Origin of the sequence: Rhodococcus sp. NBC_00297, from assembly GCF_036173065.1 — a bacterium.
Classification (GTDB): Bacteria; Actinomycetota; Actinomycetes; order Mycobacteriales; family Mycobacteriaceae; genus Rhodococcoides.
Window position 1 is genome coordinate 4049042 of record NZ_CP108041.1, and the last position, 17966, is coordinate 4067007.

At 69.9% G+C, this 17966-nt stretch carries 16 protein-coding genes; 7 read left to right on the forward strand and 9 right to left on the reverse strand.

Going from position 1 to position 17966, the window contains the following annotated elements; genetic code table 11:
• Positions 1 to 5: 5 nt before the first annotated feature.
• The 4 genes from OG947_RS19140 to OG947_RS19155 all read right to left on the reverse strand — a co-directional run bounded on the left by OG947_RS19140 (position 6) and on the right by OG947_RS19155 (position 5429).
• Positions 6 to 998, reverse strand: coding sequence for a phytoene/squalene synthase family protein (locus OG947_RS19140; RefSeq protein ID WP_285185473.1), 993 nt, complete (start codon positions 996 to 998; stop codon positions 6 to 8).
• Positions 995 to 2659, reverse strand: coding sequence for an alpha-(1->6)-mannopyranosyltransferase A (locus OG947_RS19145; RefSeq protein WP_328812637.1), 1665 nt, complete (start codon positions 2657 to 2659; stop codon positions 995 to 997). Before OG947_RS19145 ends, OG947_RS19140 begins: the two co-directional genes overlap by 4 nt.
• A 101-nt stretch (positions 2660 to 2760) precedes the next feature.
• Entirely contained in the window at positions 2761 to 4329 is a 1569-nt protein-coding gene (gene crtI, locus OG947_RS19150; protein WP_328812638.1) for a phytoene desaturase family protein, read from the reverse strand.
• Positions 4326 to 5429 carry a polyprenyl synthetase family protein gene (locus tag OG947_RS19155; RefSeq protein WP_328812639.1) on the reverse strand — a complete coding sequence of 368 codons (1104 nt, stop codon included), beginning with the start codon at positions 5427 to 5429 and terminating at the stop codon, positions 4326 to 4328. Before OG947_RS19155 ends, crtI begins: the two co-directional genes overlap by 4 nt.
• Before the next feature lie 222 nt (positions 5430 to 5651).
• Here OG947_RS19155 and OG947_RS19160 point away from each other — a divergent pair, with 222 nt between their 5' ends.
• Positions 5652 to 6698, forward strand: a complete 1047-nt coding sequence (locus OG947_RS19160) for a methylenetetrahydrofolate reductase (protein ID WP_081821267.1) — start codon at positions 5652 to 5654, stop codon at positions 6696 to 6698.
• Here OG947_RS19160 and OG947_RS19165 read toward each other — a convergent pair.
• Genes OG947_RS19165 through OG947_RS19185 form a run of 5 tightly spaced genes read right to left on the reverse strand, consistent with a single transcriptional unit; the run spans position 6630 to position 11596 of the window.
• A complete protein-coding gene (locus tag OG947_RS19165) occupies positions 6630 to 7808 on the reverse strand; it encodes a glycosyltransferase (RefSeq protein ID WP_328812641.1) in 1179 nt (392 codons plus the stop codon). The two genes, OG947_RS19160 and OG947_RS19165, sit on opposite strands and share 69 nt — an antisense overlap.
• The gene (locus OG947_RS19170) at positions 7805 to 8536 is read right to left on the reverse strand and encodes an LppM family (lipo)protein (RefSeq protein WP_027505838.1); all 732 of its coding nucleotides are present in this window, start codon (positions 8534 to 8536) and stop codon (positions 7805 to 7807) included. The genes OG947_RS19165 and OG947_RS19170 overlap by 4 nt, the downstream gene beginning before the upstream one ends.
• A 23-nt stretch (positions 8537 to 8559) precedes the next feature.
• Positions 8560 to 9411, reverse strand: coding sequence for a carotenoid biosynthesis protein (locus OG947_RS19175; protein ID WP_328812642.1), 852 nt, complete (start codon positions 9409 to 9411; stop codon positions 8560 to 8562).
• Positions 9408 to 11024, reverse strand: a complete 1617-nt coding sequence (locus OG947_RS19180; protein ID WP_051613370.1) for a phytoene desaturase family protein — start codon at positions 11022 to 11024, stop codon at positions 9408 to 9410. Before OG947_RS19180 ends, OG947_RS19175 begins: the two co-directional genes overlap by 4 nt.
• The gene (locus OG947_RS19185) at positions 11021 to 11596 is read right to left on the reverse strand and encodes a GNAT family N-acetyltransferase (RefSeq protein WP_231476337.1); all 576 of its coding nucleotides are present in this window, start codon (positions 11594 to 11596) and stop codon (positions 11021 to 11023) included. Before OG947_RS19185 ends, OG947_RS19180 begins: the two co-directional genes overlap by 4 nt.
• Before the next feature lie 397 nt (positions 11597 to 11993).
• On the opposite strand from OG947_RS19185, the gene OG947_RS19190 reads away from it, so the two are divergent.
• The 6 genes from OG947_RS19190 to OG947_RS19215 all read left to right on the forward strand — a co-directional run bounded on the left by OG947_RS19190 (position 11994) and on the right by OG947_RS19215 (position 17890).
• Positions 11994 to 12434, forward strand: coding sequence for an SAV_6107 family HEPN domain-containing protein (locus OG947_RS19190; RefSeq protein ID WP_231476320.1), 441 nt, complete (start codon positions 11994 to 11996; stop codon positions 12432 to 12434).
• 167 nt (positions 12435 to 12601) lie between these two features.
• Positions 12602 to 13030, forward strand: coding sequence for a DUF3040 domain-containing protein (locus OG947_RS19195; RefSeq protein WP_027505840.1), 429 nt, complete (start codon positions 12602 to 12604; stop codon positions 13028 to 13030).
• A 512-nt stretch (positions 13031 to 13542) separates the two neighbouring features.
• Complete coding sequence (mraZ, locus tag OG947_RS19200; RefSeq protein WP_027505841.1) at positions 13543 to 13974, forward strand: division/cell wall cluster transcriptional repressor MraZ; 432 nt, start codon at positions 13543 to 13545, stop codon at positions 13972 to 13974.
• A 201-nt stretch (positions 13975 to 14175) separates the two neighbouring features.
• Positions 14176 to 15180, forward strand: a complete 1005-nt coding sequence (gene rsmH / locus OG947_RS19205) for a 16S rRNA (cytosine(1402)-N(4))-methyltransferase RsmH (protein ID WP_328814070.1) — start codon at positions 14176 to 14178, stop codon at positions 15178 to 15180.
• Entirely contained in the window at positions 15177 to 15977 is an 801-nt protein-coding gene (locus tag OG947_RS19210; protein WP_261775633.1) for a hypothetical protein, read from the forward strand. The genes rsmH and OG947_RS19210 overlap by 4 nt, the downstream gene beginning before the upstream one ends.
• Entirely contained in the window at positions 15974 to 17890 is a 1917-nt protein-coding gene (locus OG947_RS19215) for a peptidoglycan D,D-transpeptidase FtsI family protein (RefSeq protein WP_082544520.1), read from the forward strand. Before OG947_RS19210 ends, OG947_RS19215 begins: the two co-directional genes overlap by 4 nt.
• Positions 17891 to 17966: the final 76 nt, after the last annotated feature.

Here is a 17966-nt window from a genome sequence, read left to right on the forward strand (position 1 = left end):
TCGGATCAGGCGGCGCGTGACCCTGGCCGCGGGAGCCGTTCTCCGGCTCTGACGAGAAGACCCCGACCGGCCGCGGTCGCGGCGACACGAGCGCGCCGAGGAGTGCCCACGCGAGAGCGGACGGACAACGACCGGTAACCGTCGTTCTCCACGGCTTCGAGGATGTCCTGGTACAGCGCGAACGCGACCCGGATGCCCTCGCGCGCCCGCGGTTCCAGCAGGGCGATGCCGGGCTCGGCGGTGCGGTAGAGCGCGCGGGTGGTGGCGATGATGTCGGCGAGAGCGCGGCGGACCCTCGGATCGACGGAGTCCGTACGGCGGCACCACCACAGCAGGTCCTCGTCGACGCCGTAGGCGGTGAGCACGTCGCCGGGCAGATAGATGCGGTCGCGCGCGAGATCCTCGCCCGCGTCGCGAACGAAGTTCGTGACCTGGAAAGCCTCGCCGAGAGCGGACGCCGTCGGGCGGGCCTCCTCGACCGGACACACGGTGCCGAGGACGGGGAGCATCTGCAGCCCGATCACGGCGGCGGAGCCGTACATGTACGTCGACAACTCGTCCATGGTGGCGTAGCGATCCTTGTAGATCGCCGAGTGCGGTACGTCCATGAGCATCGACGTCATGAAGGCGGTGAAGTACTCGGACGGGATGTCGTAGCGACGTGCGGTGTCGAACAGGGCCGCCAGGATCAGCTCGTTGCGCCGGTCGGGTCCGGGCGGGACCGACGTCGGCGGGGCGATGGTCGAGGCGAGACCCTCGTTCAGTCGCTCCTCGATGCGGGTGAGCAGCGCCAGGTCGAGTGCGACCGCCGTGTCGTCGCCGCGTTCGGCGATCATGTCGACGTCGATGATGTCGTCGACCATGCGTGCGAACGCGTACAGCGCGTGCACCGCGGGCCGACGGTCGGTCGGCAGCAGGCGGGTGGCGAGGAAGTACGTCTTGCCGTGTTCGGCCGCGACGTCCCGGCACAGCGCGTAGGCCTCGGGAAGATCGGTCACTCGGTCAACTCCTGGCTGGGCTGGTCCGGACGGGGCTGGTCCGGGCGGGCAGTCTCGGCGCGGACGCGCGGGGCCGGGACGAACGTGTTCTCGTGCTCCGGGTGTGTGACGGCCCGCAGGCGGAGGGGATCGACCGTCCGGAGCGACAGCGCGGCGACCACTGCGGCGAACGTCGCCAGCACGACGTGCGGGAACGTGTAGAGACCGATGGACCCGTCCGGCTGGAATACCAACATGAGCCAGGCGGACAGGCCGACCAGCACGGTCAGAGTGGTCGCCGACATGGTGAGACCCGCGGCGACGGCGAGAGGCCACGAGTAGTACCAGGGGAGAGCGGCCGGGGACAGGATCACGATGGCCACCAGCGACACGAGGATGCCCAGCAGTGCGCCGCGCTCCGAGTGGCGCGATCGCCACCACGCCGTGGCCAGGATCGCGGCCAGAGCCACCGCGCACAGCATCCTGGTCACCTCGAGCACGGGGCCGAGCCGAGCGCCCGTCAACCACCCGGTGAAGACCGTGACCAGGTGGGCGAGGATGGTCGGCAGCGAGAGCCAGTTGATGATCTTGGCCGAGCCCGAGAGCGCCGTCAGCCAGCCGATGCCGACGCCGGCCACCAGGGACGCGACGACGAACACCGCGACGAACACGGCGAAACCGATACCTGCGGTCTTCGCGAACACCAGCAGGACGTGCTGGCGTCGCGGCGGGTCACCACGCTCGGCCCGCGCCTCGTTCTCGGTGCGGAGCCGGTCGCGCTCGTGGAGCATCCAGATCCACACCAGGAAGGGCAGCGCGATGCCCGCGGTGGCCTTGATCGCCACTGCGACCGCGACGAGCCCCATCCCGGCGACGTGGTGCCGGTCGAGGACGGCGGCGATGCCGGCCGTCATGAGACCGACCATGAGCATCTCGTTGTGGACACCGCCGATCAGGTGGATCAGGACCAGGGGATTGAGCACGGCGAGCCACAGGGCCACGGCGGGATCCGCGCCGAAGTGTCGGGCGATGCGGGGGACCGCCCACATGGTGAGGGCGAGCCCCGGCAGCATGGTCAGGCGCAGGAGCATCGTCCCGGCGATCACGTTGTCGCCCGTGAGCGAGGTGATGCCCTCGCCCAGCAGGAGGAACAGCGGGCCGTAGGGCGCGGTGGTCGTGGTCCAGACGTTGCTCACGTTGTCCAGCAGCACACCGGGATTGGCGACGGGACCGACGGCGTACGGGTCGAACCCGTCCCGGAGGAGGGCGCCCTGTGCGAGATAGGAGTACGCGTCGCGGCTGAACATCGGGACCGCGAGCAGGAGCGGCGCGATCCAGAGCGGCACCACCCAGCGCAGCTGCCGCACCGTGGTCCGGTGACCGAGAGTGGCGCGTCCGAGACGGACCCACGCGGCGATCATGAGCAGCACGCCGATCCACACCATGACGGTCGACAACACGAGTCCGTGCCCGAAGCGGAGCCAGGACAGGTGCATCGCCTCGAGCAGCGGGTCACGACGGCGCACGGCACCCGAGCCGAAACCGCCGAAGGTGATGAGCGCGGACCCGGCCAGACCCACCAACGTGGCGCGGCCGGCGCGTCCCCCGAAGAACCGTCGTGTCGATCGCCACGACGACTCGTCGGTGGTGTCCGCGGCCCGGAGTGGGGAGGACGTCGTCATGTTCCTCCCCGGAAGACGCGACATGCCGGCGACCGTGCGGAAGCCGGGCTGAACTCACGTGAGTTTAGAGGCTCCGGACCGGAAGACGAACTGGCCCGCCGTCAGACGGCCACACGGGCCGAGCGACGCACGGACGGATCGATGCGTTCGGCGGCCAGTCGACCCGAGATCAACACCGTCGGCACACCCACTCCGGGGGTGGTCCCACACCCGGCGAGGACGACGTTGTCGATGCCCTTGACCAGGTTGCGGCGCCGGAACGGGCCGGTCTGGCGGAAGATGTGCGACGCCGAGAACGGGGTTCCCGCGACCATCCCCTGCGCGAGCCAGGTGGCCGGCGTGTCGATGTGGTCGATCTCGAGGTGCTCGGACACGCCCGTGTATCCGCGGCGATCCATCTCGAGCAGGATCTCCCGCACGTAGGGGTCGGTGATGGCGGACCAGTCCAACGGCGCGCTGTCGAGATTGGGGCAGGGCGCGAGGATCGAGATGGGCTCCTGCTCGACGCCGTCGTGCGTGACGCGCAGAGCCGGATCGGTCAGCGAGGTCCGGGTGATGAGCAACGACGGGTCCGACATGAGTGTGCCGCGCCCGCGCGAGGCGGTGAGCTCCTCGAACGTCTCGTTCCAGTTGTGCCCGAAGTCGATGACGTGGTGCGAGCGGGACGACCACCGCGCGGTGACGTCCACCGGCACGCGGCCGTGCACCACGACACAGGACGGTGACGCCCGGATCTTGCGGCGCACGGTGATGCCGGCGGTGGCGAGAAGGCGATCCGTCACCAGGAGATCCGGCGTGAGGATCAGGGAGTCGCACGTGTGCCGCTCGCCGTTCTCGGTCACCACCGCGCGAGCGCGGGGACCGCCCTTCTCGATGGCGGCCACGCCGGTGGAGAGCAGCAGCGTGCCGCCCGCACTCACGAACGCGTCGGCCATCGCGTTCGCGATCGACTGCATTCCGCCGTCCGGGAACGACACACCCAACGACGTGTCCATGTGCGAGATCGCGGAGTAGACCCCGAGAGCTTTGGCGGGCGCGACACCGGCGTAGAGAGCCTGGAAGGTGAAGATGCGGCGCAGTCGCGGGTCGTCGATGAGCTTGTCGATCCGCTTCCCGAGTTTTCCGAACCCCCCGAGACGCAGCAGGGTCAGCGTGTTCGCTCGCGCCGTGCGCTCGCCCACGAGGTCGAGCGGTGAGTCGAAGTTGTCGTCGATGTAGCGGTCGAACTCCGCATCGAACATCGATCCGATCCACGCGCGGAGCGTGCGGTAGCGCCGAGCCTCGTCCGGCCCGCACTTCTCGCCGACCTCCGCGATCATCCGCTCGGGATCGGAGTGGACGTCGATGGTGGTGCCGTCGGCGAAACGGGTGTGGTACGCCGGATGCAACGGTGTCAGACGCAGGGGAGGCGTGGTGGACTCGCGGGTCGCACCCACCGCGGCGAGCGCCTGATCGATCAGGTCGGGCATCGTGAGAACGCTCGCGCCCGTGTCGATGCGGTAGCCCGGCGCCGCGACGGAACCCACCCGGCCGCCGACGGTGTCGGACTTCTCGATCACGGTGACCTCGCGACCGGTGCCGCGGAGGTGGAGCGCCGCGGCGAGGCCGGACAGACCGGCGCCCACGACGATCACGTGATCGGTGGGTCCGGACACGGTGGCATGCGTCATGAGGTTCTCCTGGTGGCGGTGTAGGCCATGGCCGTGAGCCGCCTCTTGGCGTCCTCGGTGACATCGGACGCGTTCAGCGCCGCCAGGGCGCTGTCGGTCAGTGTGGTGATGCGGCGCTCGACGTCGTCGACGGCACCGAGATCGATCATGTGCGCACGCAGGTCGTCGACGGCAGCCTCGGAGAGGTCTGTGCCGATTCCCGCGCGCAGAGCAGCCGCGGTGGCGGGATCGCGTTCGTCCGCCGCGTCCAGGGCTGCGGCGAGGAGCACCGTCCGCTTGCCCTCACGCAGATCGTCGCCGGACGGCTTGCCGGTCACGGACGGATCCCCGAACACTCCCAGCAGGTCGTCCCGCAGCTGGAAGGCGATGCCGATGTCCGCACCGAACGTGCTGTAGACCTCCAGCAGGTCAGGGCCGGCGCCGGCGAGCGTGCCGCCGATGAGGAGAGGGCGTTCCACCGTGTAGGCCGCCGTCTTGTAGCGGTCGATCTGGAGCGCGGCCTCGACGGAATCGTCTCCACTGGCCTCCACGGCGACGTCGAGCAGCTGTCCGCCGAGCACCTCGGTGCGCATCGCGGACCACACCGGAGCGAGGCGTGCCGACGTGGCGGAGTCCAGTGCCGCCGCGCGGACGAGATCGTCGGCCCAGCAGAGCGCGATGTCGCCCAGCAGGATCGCGACCGACTCGCCGAACTTGTCCGAGTTCCCGCGCCACCCGGCCGCGCGGTGCCGTTCGGCGAAGGTGACGTGGACGGTGGGGAATCCGCGACGGGTCGAGGACGCGTCGATGATGTCGTCGTGCACCAGCGCGCACGCCTGAACGAATTCGAGGGCGGAGCACACGTCGAGGACGGCGTCGGCCTCGGCGGCGTGCGGATCGCCGCCCGCACCCAGGAAGCCCGTCCACGCGAAAGCGGGGCGGATCCGCTTGCCGCCGCGGAAGACGAAGGAGGTGAGCTCTGCCACGGCGTCGGTGTAGATGGGACCGACCGAGTCGACCGTGGCCTGTTGCGTCGCGACGAAATCGCGCAGGGACGTCTCGACCGCATCGACGAACGTCCCCAGCGGCCACTGATCACGGTCGTCCGCGGCGGACTCCACGTCGAGCGGTCGGTGGGCGGCGGGGCTGTGCGGTGCGGCGGACAGAGTTTCCTCCGGTGTTCGGGGCGGCGGACGGTGTCCGCAGGCAGTCGGTCGGGATGCGGTCGGGTCTCGGGCGCAGCGTCCTGGCACCCCCGACTCTATCCGGGTATTCGGACACGGCGCCGGTGCGGACGACCTGGGGGCCCGAGCAGGTCGGCGCGGGAATCTATGCTGTGAGGCGTGACAGACGAATCCTCCCGCGCGCGGGTCAGCCGCACTCCGTCGGTGATCGACCGGTTGAATTCCGCGGCGCACGGGAGTGTTCCGTTCTCCGTCGAGTTCTCGCCTCCTCGCGACGAGGCCGCCGAGGACCGCCTGTGGCGTGCCGTGCGCACCTTCGAGCAGATGCATCCCGCCTTCGTGTCCATGACGTACGGGGCGGGCGGATCCACGCGTGATCGCACGGTGCGGGTCACCGGCGAGCTGGCGGAGGTCACCAACCTGCTGCCCGTGGCCCACCTCACGGCCGTGGGGCACAGCCGCACCGAGCTGCGCGCGATGGTCGGGGCCTACGCGGACCGCGGCATCTCCAACATTCTCGTGTTGCGCGGCGACCCTCCCGGCGATCCGCTGGGTCCGTGGGAGAAGCATCCGGACGGCGTCGAGTACGCGGAGGAACTGGTGCGGTTGGTCTGCGAGCTGGGCGACTTCCACGTCGGTGTCGCGTCGTTCCCCGAGGGACATCACCGCGCGCCCGATCTCGACCACGACACCCGCCATCTGGTCGCGAAACTGCGTGCGGGCGCCGAGTACTCGATCACCCAGATGTTCTTCGACGTCGAGGACTATCTCCGCCTGCGTGACCGTGTCGCCGCGTTCGATCCGGAGCAGGGCGCCAAGCCGATCATCCCCGAGATCATGCCCATCACGTCGCTGCGCAGCGTCAAGCGTGCGATGGAGCTGTCGGGATCTGCGCTGCCCGCATCCGTCGAGAAGCGCCTGTCCGCCGCGGCCGGGTCCGACCCGGACGAGAACCGGGCCGCCGTGCGCGCGGTGGGCATCGAGATCGCCACCGAGATGGGGGAGCGACTGATCGCCGAGGGCGCCCCCGGCCTGCACTTCATCACGCTGAACTTCGCGAAGGCCACCAGTGAGGTCGTCGGCAATCTCGGGCTCGCCCGCCCGGTTCCGGAGGGCACAGGTGGGATCGGTACCGGATCAGTGCCGGGTGGCCAGAACGCGCGACTTCCACACGAGAGTGCCCTGGCGGCGTCCCCGGTCCGATGAGGCCAGCAGCGCCGAGCCCGCCGCGATGGACAGTGGGTGCAGCGCCGAGGTGACGACGTCGCGGGCCAGCGAGTCGTCGCTGCCCTCCGCGCGCCGCGCAGCGATGCGCGACACCCATCCCGCCAGGTACCCGGCGACTCCCCACCGGCGGGTCGATCCGCGCGCGGCCATCGCGATCGGTGGCAGGACCCATACGGCTGTGGCGATCGCCGAGACGGCGAGAGTGCCTGCAGCGCCGCCGAACTGGGACCAGAGCCACTTCGCGTGACCGGCACGCACCTGCGCGGCGTCGGTGTACATGCGGCACGTCGCGACGCGCCCGCCGTACGCCACTGCCGTCGGGAGACCGCGGGAGCGGACGTGCCGCACCAGCGTCAGATCGTCGGCCACCGCGAAGCGTGTGCACTCGTGTCCGCCGACCACGCGGTAGGACGGTGCGTCGAGCACGAGGAACTGCCCGTTGGCCACGCCCATCGACGGCCGACGGCCTCGATTGGCGGCCCGGACGAGGAGGGTCACCGACCACGACCACGACAGCAGAGGCTGGACGACCCGCTCGATCGTCGTCACCGCCGTCTCCGCGGGCCACGGGCAGAGCATGGCCACGTCGTGCTCGCGGAGAACGGACGCGGCGGCGTCCAGTGCGTCAGGATGCAATCGCACGTCCGCGTCGAGGAAGACGACGAGGGTCGGATCGGTGGTCGCGAGCGCGCGGCGGCCGAGGTCGAGGCAGGCGAGGGACTTGCCCATTCCCGGCGCGTCGGCCGGCTCGGTCGTGCGGCCCGCCAGGATCCGGAAACGCGGATCGTCACCCACGACGGCCCGGGCGACGTCCGCGGTCCCGTCGGACGAGTCGTCGTCCAGCACGAGCACGGTCATCGCGGACCGGGAGCGCTGAGCCAGCAGATCCCGCAGCAGGTCGGGGAGACGGTCTGCTTCGTCACGGGCAGGAATGCAGACCGTGATGCGCTCATCGGCCCGCACCGTCGCCGCGGACGAGGGCAGCACGCGGGGTGCGGTCGCTGCGTTGATCAGGGCGATGCCCGCGGTGGCGATCGAGGCGAGAGAGCCGACTCGGACCGCGTTCCGGGCTCGGCGCCGGGCGGTCACCGGCGGCCGGCCGACTCCGCATCGCGTCGGCGTCCGCCGGAAGCGTCGCGGGCGACGTAGGCCATGCCGCCGACGATGGCCGCGATACCCACGGTGACACCGAAGACGATGCCGGCCCACCCGGCGAAGCTGCGCGTGTTCGGATCCGAGTAGCGCACCTCGGCGCGCAGGGTGCTGCGCTCGCCGGCGGGGAGCTTCCAGGACACCACGTTGTCGCCCTCGCGGGCGCCGTTGGTGGTGGTGACACGAGCGGGGAAGGCGATGGTGAACTGCACGTCGCTGCCCTCGGCGGGTACGGAGCTCAGATCGACCTGGCCGGCGAGAGTGACGAGGTCACCCGCGCGGACCAGGGACAGCTGGTAGAGGCCGACCGACTGGTCGGACAGTGCCGCGAGCTGCTGCACGTCACCGAACGTGAGGTCGCTGAACAGCGCCTCGCTGCCGACGTACCCGTCCGAGTCGTACGGCTGCACCCGGATCTTGCTGCCCAGGCTGTCGGGGACCTCCATGCCCGGTCCGGTGTCACCCTCGGCCGTCGGCACCGTCGCGGCGACGATGCGGCCGGACACCCGGTCGTTCGAGGACACGCCCATGGACACCTGTGCCCGGAGGCACCCGGCCAGCAGCGGAACCGTCAGCAGGGCGAGCACGAGGACGGAGACCACGCGGCGCGGTACGGGAACGCGCGGCGACGTGCGAGGAGCAGCGGGGTGGGGCACAGCGGTCATCGTGCCAGGCCGCCGCGACACCGTCAGTGAATGGGTCGGTCGGCGCGGCGTGGCGCGTCGCGAGCGATGTTCGACCGGGGTCGGGACAGGGCGAGGAGGAAGGGGACACCGACGACGCCCATGGCGACGAGGCCGTACAGAGCGGACCAACCGAGGTCCGGCAGGAAGACCGCATGGGCGAGAGCAGAGCCGAGCCACGTCCACACGAACAGCCCCCACGGCACCAGCGGGCTCACCGTGGGCGTGCGCATCGGTGACCGCCCCAGGACCTCCATGGCGACGGCCATGAGCGCCGCGACGAGTAGCCATCCCACATAGTTGGTCCACGGGATGCCGTCGAGCCCGGGCAGGGGAGCGAAGGGACTGCACCAGGTCCACTGACCGTCGGCCACCATCTGAGGGTCGAGATACAGATCCCACCCCACGACGCCGACGGTCGTGAGTCCCACGCGGGTGAGCACCGGTCGGCGCATCCGCTGCGCGACGACGGTGGCGGCGCACCACACCGGGTACAGGCCGGCCGTCCAGGCGAACGGAACCACCACCGGCACGTGGGCCAGGGAGGGTCCGATGCGGTCCTGCGCGTACTCGTAGCACCCGAAGGGCATGCCGGTTCGCGTGCCGATGATCTCGGCCGTCAGACCGATCCCGGCGGTGAGCAGCACCATGAGCGTGGCCCACCCGGCCCCGCGTGCGCTCGCCGCGTGCGTGACGCAGGCGGCGGCGAGCAGAGCGACGACACAGAACGTCACGGCGTCCTTGACGCCGCCCGAGACGAGCGGGTAACTGATCTGCGCGAGGACGGCCGCGACGGCGAAGCCCACCGCGACGGGTGTGGCTCGCCCCGACGCGCGGAGAGTGTCTCCCGACCTCATCGGCGGCCCGGGAGAGCGGCGCCCAGACGCGACGCCACGCGCTTCAGAGGACTGCCCGCGCGTTCGGCGATCGCGAGCCGGGCGGCACTGCGGCCGCTGGATCCGGAGACACCGCCGCCGGGGTGCATCGAGGCGCCGGTCAGGAAGAACGACGGGGCTCCGGGCACGGTCATGTCCGCGAGCGCCGGCATGGGGCGCCACATCATCATCTGGTGCAGTGACATCTCGACGTGCATCACGTTGCCCCCGACGAGCCCGAGTTCCTGTTCGAGGTCCCACGGGGACTGGGTGTGCCGCTGCAGGATGCTGTCGGCGAAGCCGGGGGCGTACTTGTCCACCTCGGCGACGATCCGATCACCCTCCAGTTCCGCCACCTCCGGGCTGCCGCCTCGCCAGCTCCGACCGTCGGCCAGTCGGTACGGGTGCCACTGCGACCACAGCGAGACCTGGTGTTCGCCGGGCTTCGCGATCGACGGGTCGACCGCGCTGAAGCTCATGGCCAGCACCACCGGCGCCGGCGGGAGATCGCCTGCCGATGCCGCTCCGTGCGCCCGACGGAGCTGGGCCCGGTCGTGTACCAGCAGTTGCAGTCCGCGGCTGGACGACTCGACGCCGGGAGCGCCGGGATACTGCGGCAACGACGACGTCGATGCGCGGACCACCATGCCGATGCCCGGCCCCACGTCGATCTGCCGTCGCCACGACTCCGTCGTCGCCGTGTCGAAACCGCCGGCGTCGAGGAGGTCGAGCGTGGTCAGGATGTGGCACCCGGCGATGACCGTGCGTGCGCGCACCTCCTCGCCACTCGCGGTGCGGACCGACCATCCGTCTCCGACACGCGTGACCGACACGACGGCGTCACCGAGGGTGACGGTGCCTCCGTCGGCCTCGATCTTCGTCTGCAGCGCGACGCTCAGCGCGCCACTGCCGCCGACGGCGCGGCCGGGCGGGGTCGTGTGCATCAGAGCGTTGAAGGCCACCATCGGGGCCGTGCCGGGCTCGGACATCGGCGGACCGGACTGGGCGCCGAACCACGCGAGAGCCGCTTTCAGGCGCTCGCTGTCGAACCACCGGTTCAGAAGCGAGTCGCCCGACGCGAGGAACTCGCGGGACAGGGCCGCCGCACCGTCGCTCGCGTCCATGCCCCAGAAGGAGGACAGCAGAGCCCTCCCGGTGGGCGGACTCCCGAACGACGTCATGACACGTGCGCTGCGGGGCCCCCACAGTGCGACGAACGCGCGGTACGCGTCCGCGTCCTTGCGTCCGCACGCCGCCTCGATCGAGGCACAGGTGGCGTCCAGGTCCACGGAGAACACGATGCCCGGCTCGTCGGTGCCGGGCGGAGGCGGCGCGAACGCCCACGGGTCGCAGTCGAGATAGCGCAGGCCGTGATCGGCGAGACGCAACTCCTCGATGATGCCGGTCTGCCGGATCATGATGTGCGCGGACGAGCCCCGATCCACCTTGTGGCCGGGGAAGCGCTCGACCGTGGAGGCCGCGCCTCCGACGACGGTGTCTCGTTCGAGGACGCGGACGGACCATCCGGCATCGGTCAGGTAGGCGGCGGAGACGAGTGCGTTGTGACCCGATCCGACGACGGCGGCATCGATCACGTGGTCGGCCCCTCTTCTGTGGTGGTGTCGAGACCGAGTCCGGTCCCGGGTGTCAGGGGTAATTCGCGGCCGAGCACCGCGAAGGGTCGGGCGTCCCCGGCGAAGTGGAATCGGCGCACGACGTCCTGGAACCCCGTCCGCCGGTAGAGACGCCATGCTCGATTGTCCTCGCCGGTGACCTCGGGGGTGGAGAGCAGCACGGAACTCTCCCGGCGGCCCGCCATGAGGGCGAGCAGGAGCCGTTCGCCGAGACGGTGCCCCTGAGCCTCGGGGGAGACGTGCAGCTCGGTCAACTCGACGTAGTCCGAGAGGACCCGCTCGGCGTTCTCGGCGGACCACCCCGCTCGTCGCATCCCGTCGCGGACCTGCTGATGCCACCACTGATGTGGCGCTCCGCGATAGCAGTAGGCGATCGCCACCAGGTGGTCGTCGTGTGAGACTCCTCCCACCGCGCCCCACCCCGGCCGCAGGATGTGCTCCGCCCACATCGGCGCCCGATGCAACTCGGTTCCGCGCGGGTAGCCCATCGCGGCGACGTAGACGGACAGGGCTTCGGTCAACCGTCGGCGCATGTCCTGCGGGGTCAGTTCGATCAGACGAATGCCCTCGTCGGAGGGGCCGCCTCGGGCGTCGTGAACGGTACTCACCTCGATCCCTCGCATCGTGTCGGACGTCCGCGCTATAGTGAAGTCATCGAACACGCGTTCGAACGAATCGACCTCGGGTCGATCGGCCCGACCTCGGGTCAATCGCGCGAGACGGTCCGGAGAACATGTCCGACCTCCATGCTTACATCGCGCTCGATCGGCCCGCTCAGGGGAGTAACCGACAGGCCGACGGTGTTGAGAAGGACGTGGGACGCCGATCGGTTCACGTGTCGGAGAGGGAGGTAGCGCAATGGCTCGGAGCACGGGTGGTCACACTGCGGCACGCCGCAGCTCTGCAGACCGCACGGAGGGTGGTGAGACGATGACGAACGGCACGGTGGTCTCGTTCGACGCCTCCGCGGCGCCGTCGCGCACGCACGCCCGCGCCCGCATGTTGCTGCGTCGCGCGGACGCCATTCTCGGTGACGCGGCCGGTGCGCCGTCGGCGGCCGACATGTTCCTCGAGTCCTACGTCGCCGCGTTGCGCGGTGCCGGCGCCCTGCTCGACGCGGTCGATCCGGTGCCCAAGCGTGGGGCGTCCCGCAGCGCCTGGGTGCGCATGCGGACGGCTGCGCCGGAGTTCACGGAGTGGGCGTCGTACTTCGCCGCGTATTCCACGCTGCGTGCGTCCATCGAGGCGGGCTCGGCCGATCGGCTCGACGCGGCCGAGGCGGACGAGTTCTTCTCGCAGGTGGGACGCTTTCTGCACCGCGTCGAGGACCGTGTGACCTCGCGGTCCGACGCGGTCGCGGTGCCCGCGTAGGCCTGGTCGCCACCACGGAGCGACTTTTTCTCGCATACTGGTGGTGCAGGTAGGTGGCTCGCCGCCGATTCTGCTCGTATCATCGATAACAGGTAGCCGGACCGATCGGCTACCTCTCACTTCTGGCCAAGAAGTGAGAGCCACCATCCAGTGCCGGGGGAGGTACCGTGCCACTCTCCGAGCACGAGCAGCGCATGCTCGACCAGATCGAGAGCGCTCTCTATGCCGAGGACCCCAAGTTCGCGTCGACCGTGCGCGGCGGACGGATTCGAGCCGCATCCACGCGGCGTCGTTTTCAGGCCGTCGCTCTGTTCGTGATCGGCCTCATTCTGCTCATTGCAGGCGTGGCCCTCCCGTTCAAGCCCGGTGGATTCCCGATCATCAGTCTCGTCGGCTTCGTGTTCATGTTCGGCTCCGGCGTTCTGCTCTTGCTGCGCAAGCCCACCGCGCCCCAGTCCGAGCAGTCCGAGGGCGACAACCCGCCGGCACCGGGAAGCGGCCCGCGCCGTTCCGGTTCCGCACCGCGCCGAGGTCCTCGCAAGGGATTCTCCTCGCGGATGGAGGATCGTTTCAAGCGACGGTTCGACCAGGAATGAGAGAGACCGGAGCGGTCACATCGACCGCTCCGATTCTCGCGTGAGGGGCAGCACGCCTCTCACACCGATGCTGTGACACATCAGCGCGGCACCCACCACGGGTGCCGCGCTGATGCCGTTCAGGGCCCCGTGGGTGTCGATCCCCCCACCGCGCCCCACCGAGGGTGGTCTCGGCTCCCGGATCCCCACCACGCCCCACCCGGCACCCCTGGCGACTCTGCCGCGCGCGGTCACCCGGGCCCGTGACGCGCGAACGTGCCGTTCGACCTCGGATTATCCGGTTCACGGGTGCCGCGGAACGGTGGGGGACACCTCCACCACGCGCACGTGGGTCTTCCCGCTGCCGGATCGACTTCGCCGCTCTTTGTGCGTGCGACCTGGCCCTTTAGTGACGAGTCACTGAAATGTTCCGCCGTGTCGATTGAATGTGGGGGAAAGTGGGGTAATGTGGCGGACAGCGGGGATCGATGGAGTCCCGCGAACTGCACGACACAGGGTCGAGGAGGTGCCGAGTGTTTCTCGGTACCTACACGCCCAAGCTCGATGACAAGTTTCGACTGACGTTGCCGGCGAAGTTTCGCGAAGACCTGGCGGGAGGAGTGATGGTGAGCAAAGGGCAGGACCACAGCCTGGCCATCTACCCCCGTGACGTGTTCGCGGAGCGGGTGGCGAAGCTGTCGAAGGCCTCGCGGTCGAACCCGCAGGCGCGCGCGTACATCCGCAACCTCGCGGCCGGTACGGACGAGCAGCGGCCGGATTCGCAGGGTCGCATCACCATCGGGTCCTCGCACCGCGAGTACGCGGCGCTGTCGAAGGACTGCGTCGTCATCGGCTCGATGGATCATCTCGAGCTGTGGGACGCCGCGTCGTGGGAGCGGTACTCGCAGGAGCACGAAGAAGATTTCTCGCAGGCAGTGGACGAATCGCTCATGGACATGTTGTAGCCACACCCGGCCGGTGGCGAGTGCCGCGTGGCCTCTGCCCGAACCGGGCCTTGACGTACTTCCCCAACGCCAAGTACCGGTCGGACCCTGACGTACTTCCCCAACGCCAGGTTCCACTGTCGGACAGAGACCTCGACGCACTCACCGCTCCACCTGGCACGACACACAGCTCGAATGCGAATCAGGCGGGAGATCACCACCATGGCGGAGGACGAGCAGGCATCCGCCTCGCCTTTCTCGCACGTTCCGGTCCGTCTTCCTCGGGCCGACGAACTTCTCGGACCGGCGTTCGTCGCCGCTGCTGCGAACGACCGCGATCCCGTCTACATCGACGCCACTCTCGGCCTCGGCGGTCATGCCGAACACTTCCTCACCGCGTATCCGCGGTTGCGTCTCGTCGGTCTCGACCGCGACCCGGACGCGTTGGCCATGGCCGGAGAACGGCTGGCTCCCTTCGGTGACCGCGTCTCGCTGGTCGCGACCACGTACGACGGTATCGAGGACGCGCTGGCGTCGGTCGGCCTCGGCGCGACGGACAGCGTCGACGGGATCCTCTTCGATCTCGGCGTCTCGTCGATGCAGCTCGACTCCGCCGATCGTGGCTTCGCCTACTCCGTGGACGCACCGCTCGACATGCGGATGGATCCCACGACGGGTCGGACCGCCGCGGACATCCTCAACACCGCGTCGCACGGTGAGATCGCCCGCATCCTCAGCACGTACGGCGAGGAACGCTTCGCCGGCCGCATCGCCTCGGCGATCCTGCGCCGCCGGGAGACGGAACCGTTCGTCACCAGCGGGCCTCTCGTCGAACTGCTCTACGCGAGCATCCCGGCGGCGACGCGTCGCACCGGCGGACATCCGGCGAAGCGGACCTTCCAAGCACTGCGGGTCGCGGTGAACGAGGAACTCGACTCGTTGCGAGACGCCATCGCACCGGCTCTCGACTCGCTGGTCGTCGGGGGACGCATCGTCTTCATGTCGTACCAGTCCCTCGAGGACCGCGTGGTCAAGCAGGAGCTGACACCGCGCACCCGGTCCACCACGCCGGAGGGGCTCCCGGTGGAGCTGCCGGGAAGCGGACCCGAGTTCCGGCTGCTCACTCGCGGCGCCGAGAAGGCCTCGCAGGACGAGATCGACGACAACCCCCGCGCGGCTCCGGTCAGACTGCGCGGCGCAGAACGCATTTCCAGGAGGTCGTCATGAGTGTTCCGGTGGACGTGACCGGATCGGACGGCAACCGCCGCGCCGGGTCCTCGCTCGAGACGGTGCGCGCACCGCGGCCTCCCGCTCGCACGGGCGCGGCCAAGCGCGCGTACGACAAGCGTCGCCAGCGTGCGATGTCCCACGAGTCCGACCCGCGCGCGCAACGACCCACCCGATCCGTCGCGGCTCGGATCCCGTTCGTGGCCAGCATCATCGGGCTCCTCGCCATCGGACTCGCCTCGACACTGCTGTTGAGCACACGCGCTGCGGAGGACTCGTACCTGCTCAGTGCGGGGCGTGCCACCAACCAGGAGCTGACGGAACGGGCCGCCGCGCTGCAACGTGACGTGGAGACAGCGAACTCGGCTCCCGAGCTGGCCCGTCGCGCGACCGCACAGGGAATGATCCCGACGAAGGACGTTCCGCGACTGGTGGTCCTGCCGGACGGCGTCGTCCAGGTGATCGGTACGCCGGCACCGGCCGCCGGTCCACCGGCTCCCGACTTCGCGGCCGCCACCCCGTCGGGCGGTGCGGCGACTCCGAGTGCGCGCCCCGGGGCACCCGCGTCCGGCGGGGAGGCGCTCACTCCCGTCGGTCGCCCCGGTACGTCGCCGAGTGCGTCCGCGACCCCGACCACGTCGGCACCGGCAGCATCCACCACGCCGGCCCCCACGACGTCCGCACCCGCGGCACCGACGACCACGCCAGTGCCGGAGAATGCTGCGCCGCAGCCTCTTCCGGCTCCCGCCGCCGCGGTGGGCGAGCAGCAGGTACCCATCGCAGGAGGCGCTCGGTGACCACTCGACAGCCGTACCGGAGCACCGGCCGCGACCACGGCGACCCACGCGCTCGGCCGGCCACCGGCTCCGGTCCTCGCGGTCCTCGTCCGCCGCGTCGACAGGGTCCACGCAAGTCCGAGACGTTCGACTTCCGGTTCCGCTACGGCCGTTTCGCGATGTTCGCGATCCTGGGCGTCGCGACGCTGCAGTTGCTGTGGATCCAGGGCATCGACGCCCCGTCGCTGTCGGCGCAGTCGGCCAGTCAGCGCACCACCACCATCGTCGATCCGGCGACACGAGGGTCCATCACGGACCGGGACGGCAATCCCATCGCGTTCACGATGGAGGCGAAGGCGCTGACCTTCCAGCCGCAGCGAGTGCGTGTGGAGCTCGAGGAGGCGAAGGCGAAGGACGACACGAAGCCGGATCCGGACGATCGCATCCGCGAGGTCGCTGCCGGTGTCCACGGCATCCTGGGCGACCTGGTGTCGGAGAAGGACCTTCTCGACAAGATGACCGGATCCTCGTCGTTCGAGTACCTCGTGCGCAGCATCGATCCCGCCGTCGCGGCGACCATCGCCGAGCAGTACCCCGAGGTCGGCCTCGAGCGGCAGGACATCCGCGAGTACCCGGGTGGGGCGCTCGCCGCCAACATCGTCGGGGCGACCGGCTGGGACGGCCACGGCCTGCTCGGCCTCGAGGACTCCCTCGACCCGGTGTTGGCCGGTACCGACGGCTCCCGCACCTACGACCGCGGCAGCGACGGCGCGGTGATTCCCGGTAGTTGGCGCGACCAGCAACCCGCCATCGACGGCTCGAACGTGGAGCTGACGCTCGACAGCGACATCCAGTACTACGTGCAGCAGCAGGTCCAGCAGGCCAAGGATCTGTCGGGCGCCAAGAACGCGTCGGCCGTCGTCCTGGACTCGCACACCGGCCAGGTGCTGGCCATGTCGAACGACGGCACCTTCGACCCGGCCATCGGCGTGGGCAACAACTCGCCGACGGCGCAGATGGGCAACCTCGCGGTGTCCAGCCCGTTCGAGCCGGGATCGGTGAACAAGATCGTCACGGCGGCGGCCGCCGTCGAGGACGGTCTGACGAACCCCGACGAGGTGCTGCAGGTTCCCGGCAGCATCACGATGTCCGGTGCGACGGTCAAGGACGCCTGGGATCACGGCGTCGCGCCGTACACGACCACCGGTGTGTTCGGTAAGTCCTCCAACGTGGGCACGCTGATGCTCGCGCAGCGGGTCGGCGAGGATCGCTACGCGGACATGCTGGACAAGTTCGGGCTGGGACAGCGCACCGACGTGGGCCTGCCCGGCGAGAGTGCCGGCAGTGTCCCGGCCCGCGACCAGTGGTCCGGCGGCACGTTCGCGAACCTCCCGATCGGGCAGGGCCTGTCCATGACCCTGCTGCAGATGACCGGTATGTACCAGGCGATCGCCAACGACGGCGTGCGCATCCCGCCGCGCATCGTGTCGGCGACCGTCGGCAAGGACGGTCAGCGCACCGCGGAGCCGCAGCCCGAGGGCGTGCCGGTGGTCAGTGCCGACACCGCGCGCACCGTGCGCGACATGTTCCGGGCCGTCACGCAGAACGACACCGGCAACCAGCGCGGCACCGGTGTCGCCGCCGGTATCGAGGGATACCAGGTCAGTGGCAAGACCGGCACCGCGCAGCAGGTCGATCCGGAGTGCAAGTGCTACTCCAACTCGAACTACTGGATCACCTTCGCCGGCATCGCGCCGGCGGACGATCCGCGCTACGTGATCGGCATCATGCTCGACGCCCCGACCCGCAGCTCCGACGGATCGGGCGGGCAGTCCGCCGCTCCGCTGTTCCACTCGATCGCGTCCTGGATGCTGCAGCGTGACGCGGTGCCGCTCTCGCAGGAAGGTCGTCGGCTCCTCCTGCAGGCGGACTGATCCGTCGACGGTGCAGGGCGTTCACCTGCACCGGGGCGGACTTCGCCATGGCACGTCTCGTGGCGTGCCGACTCGC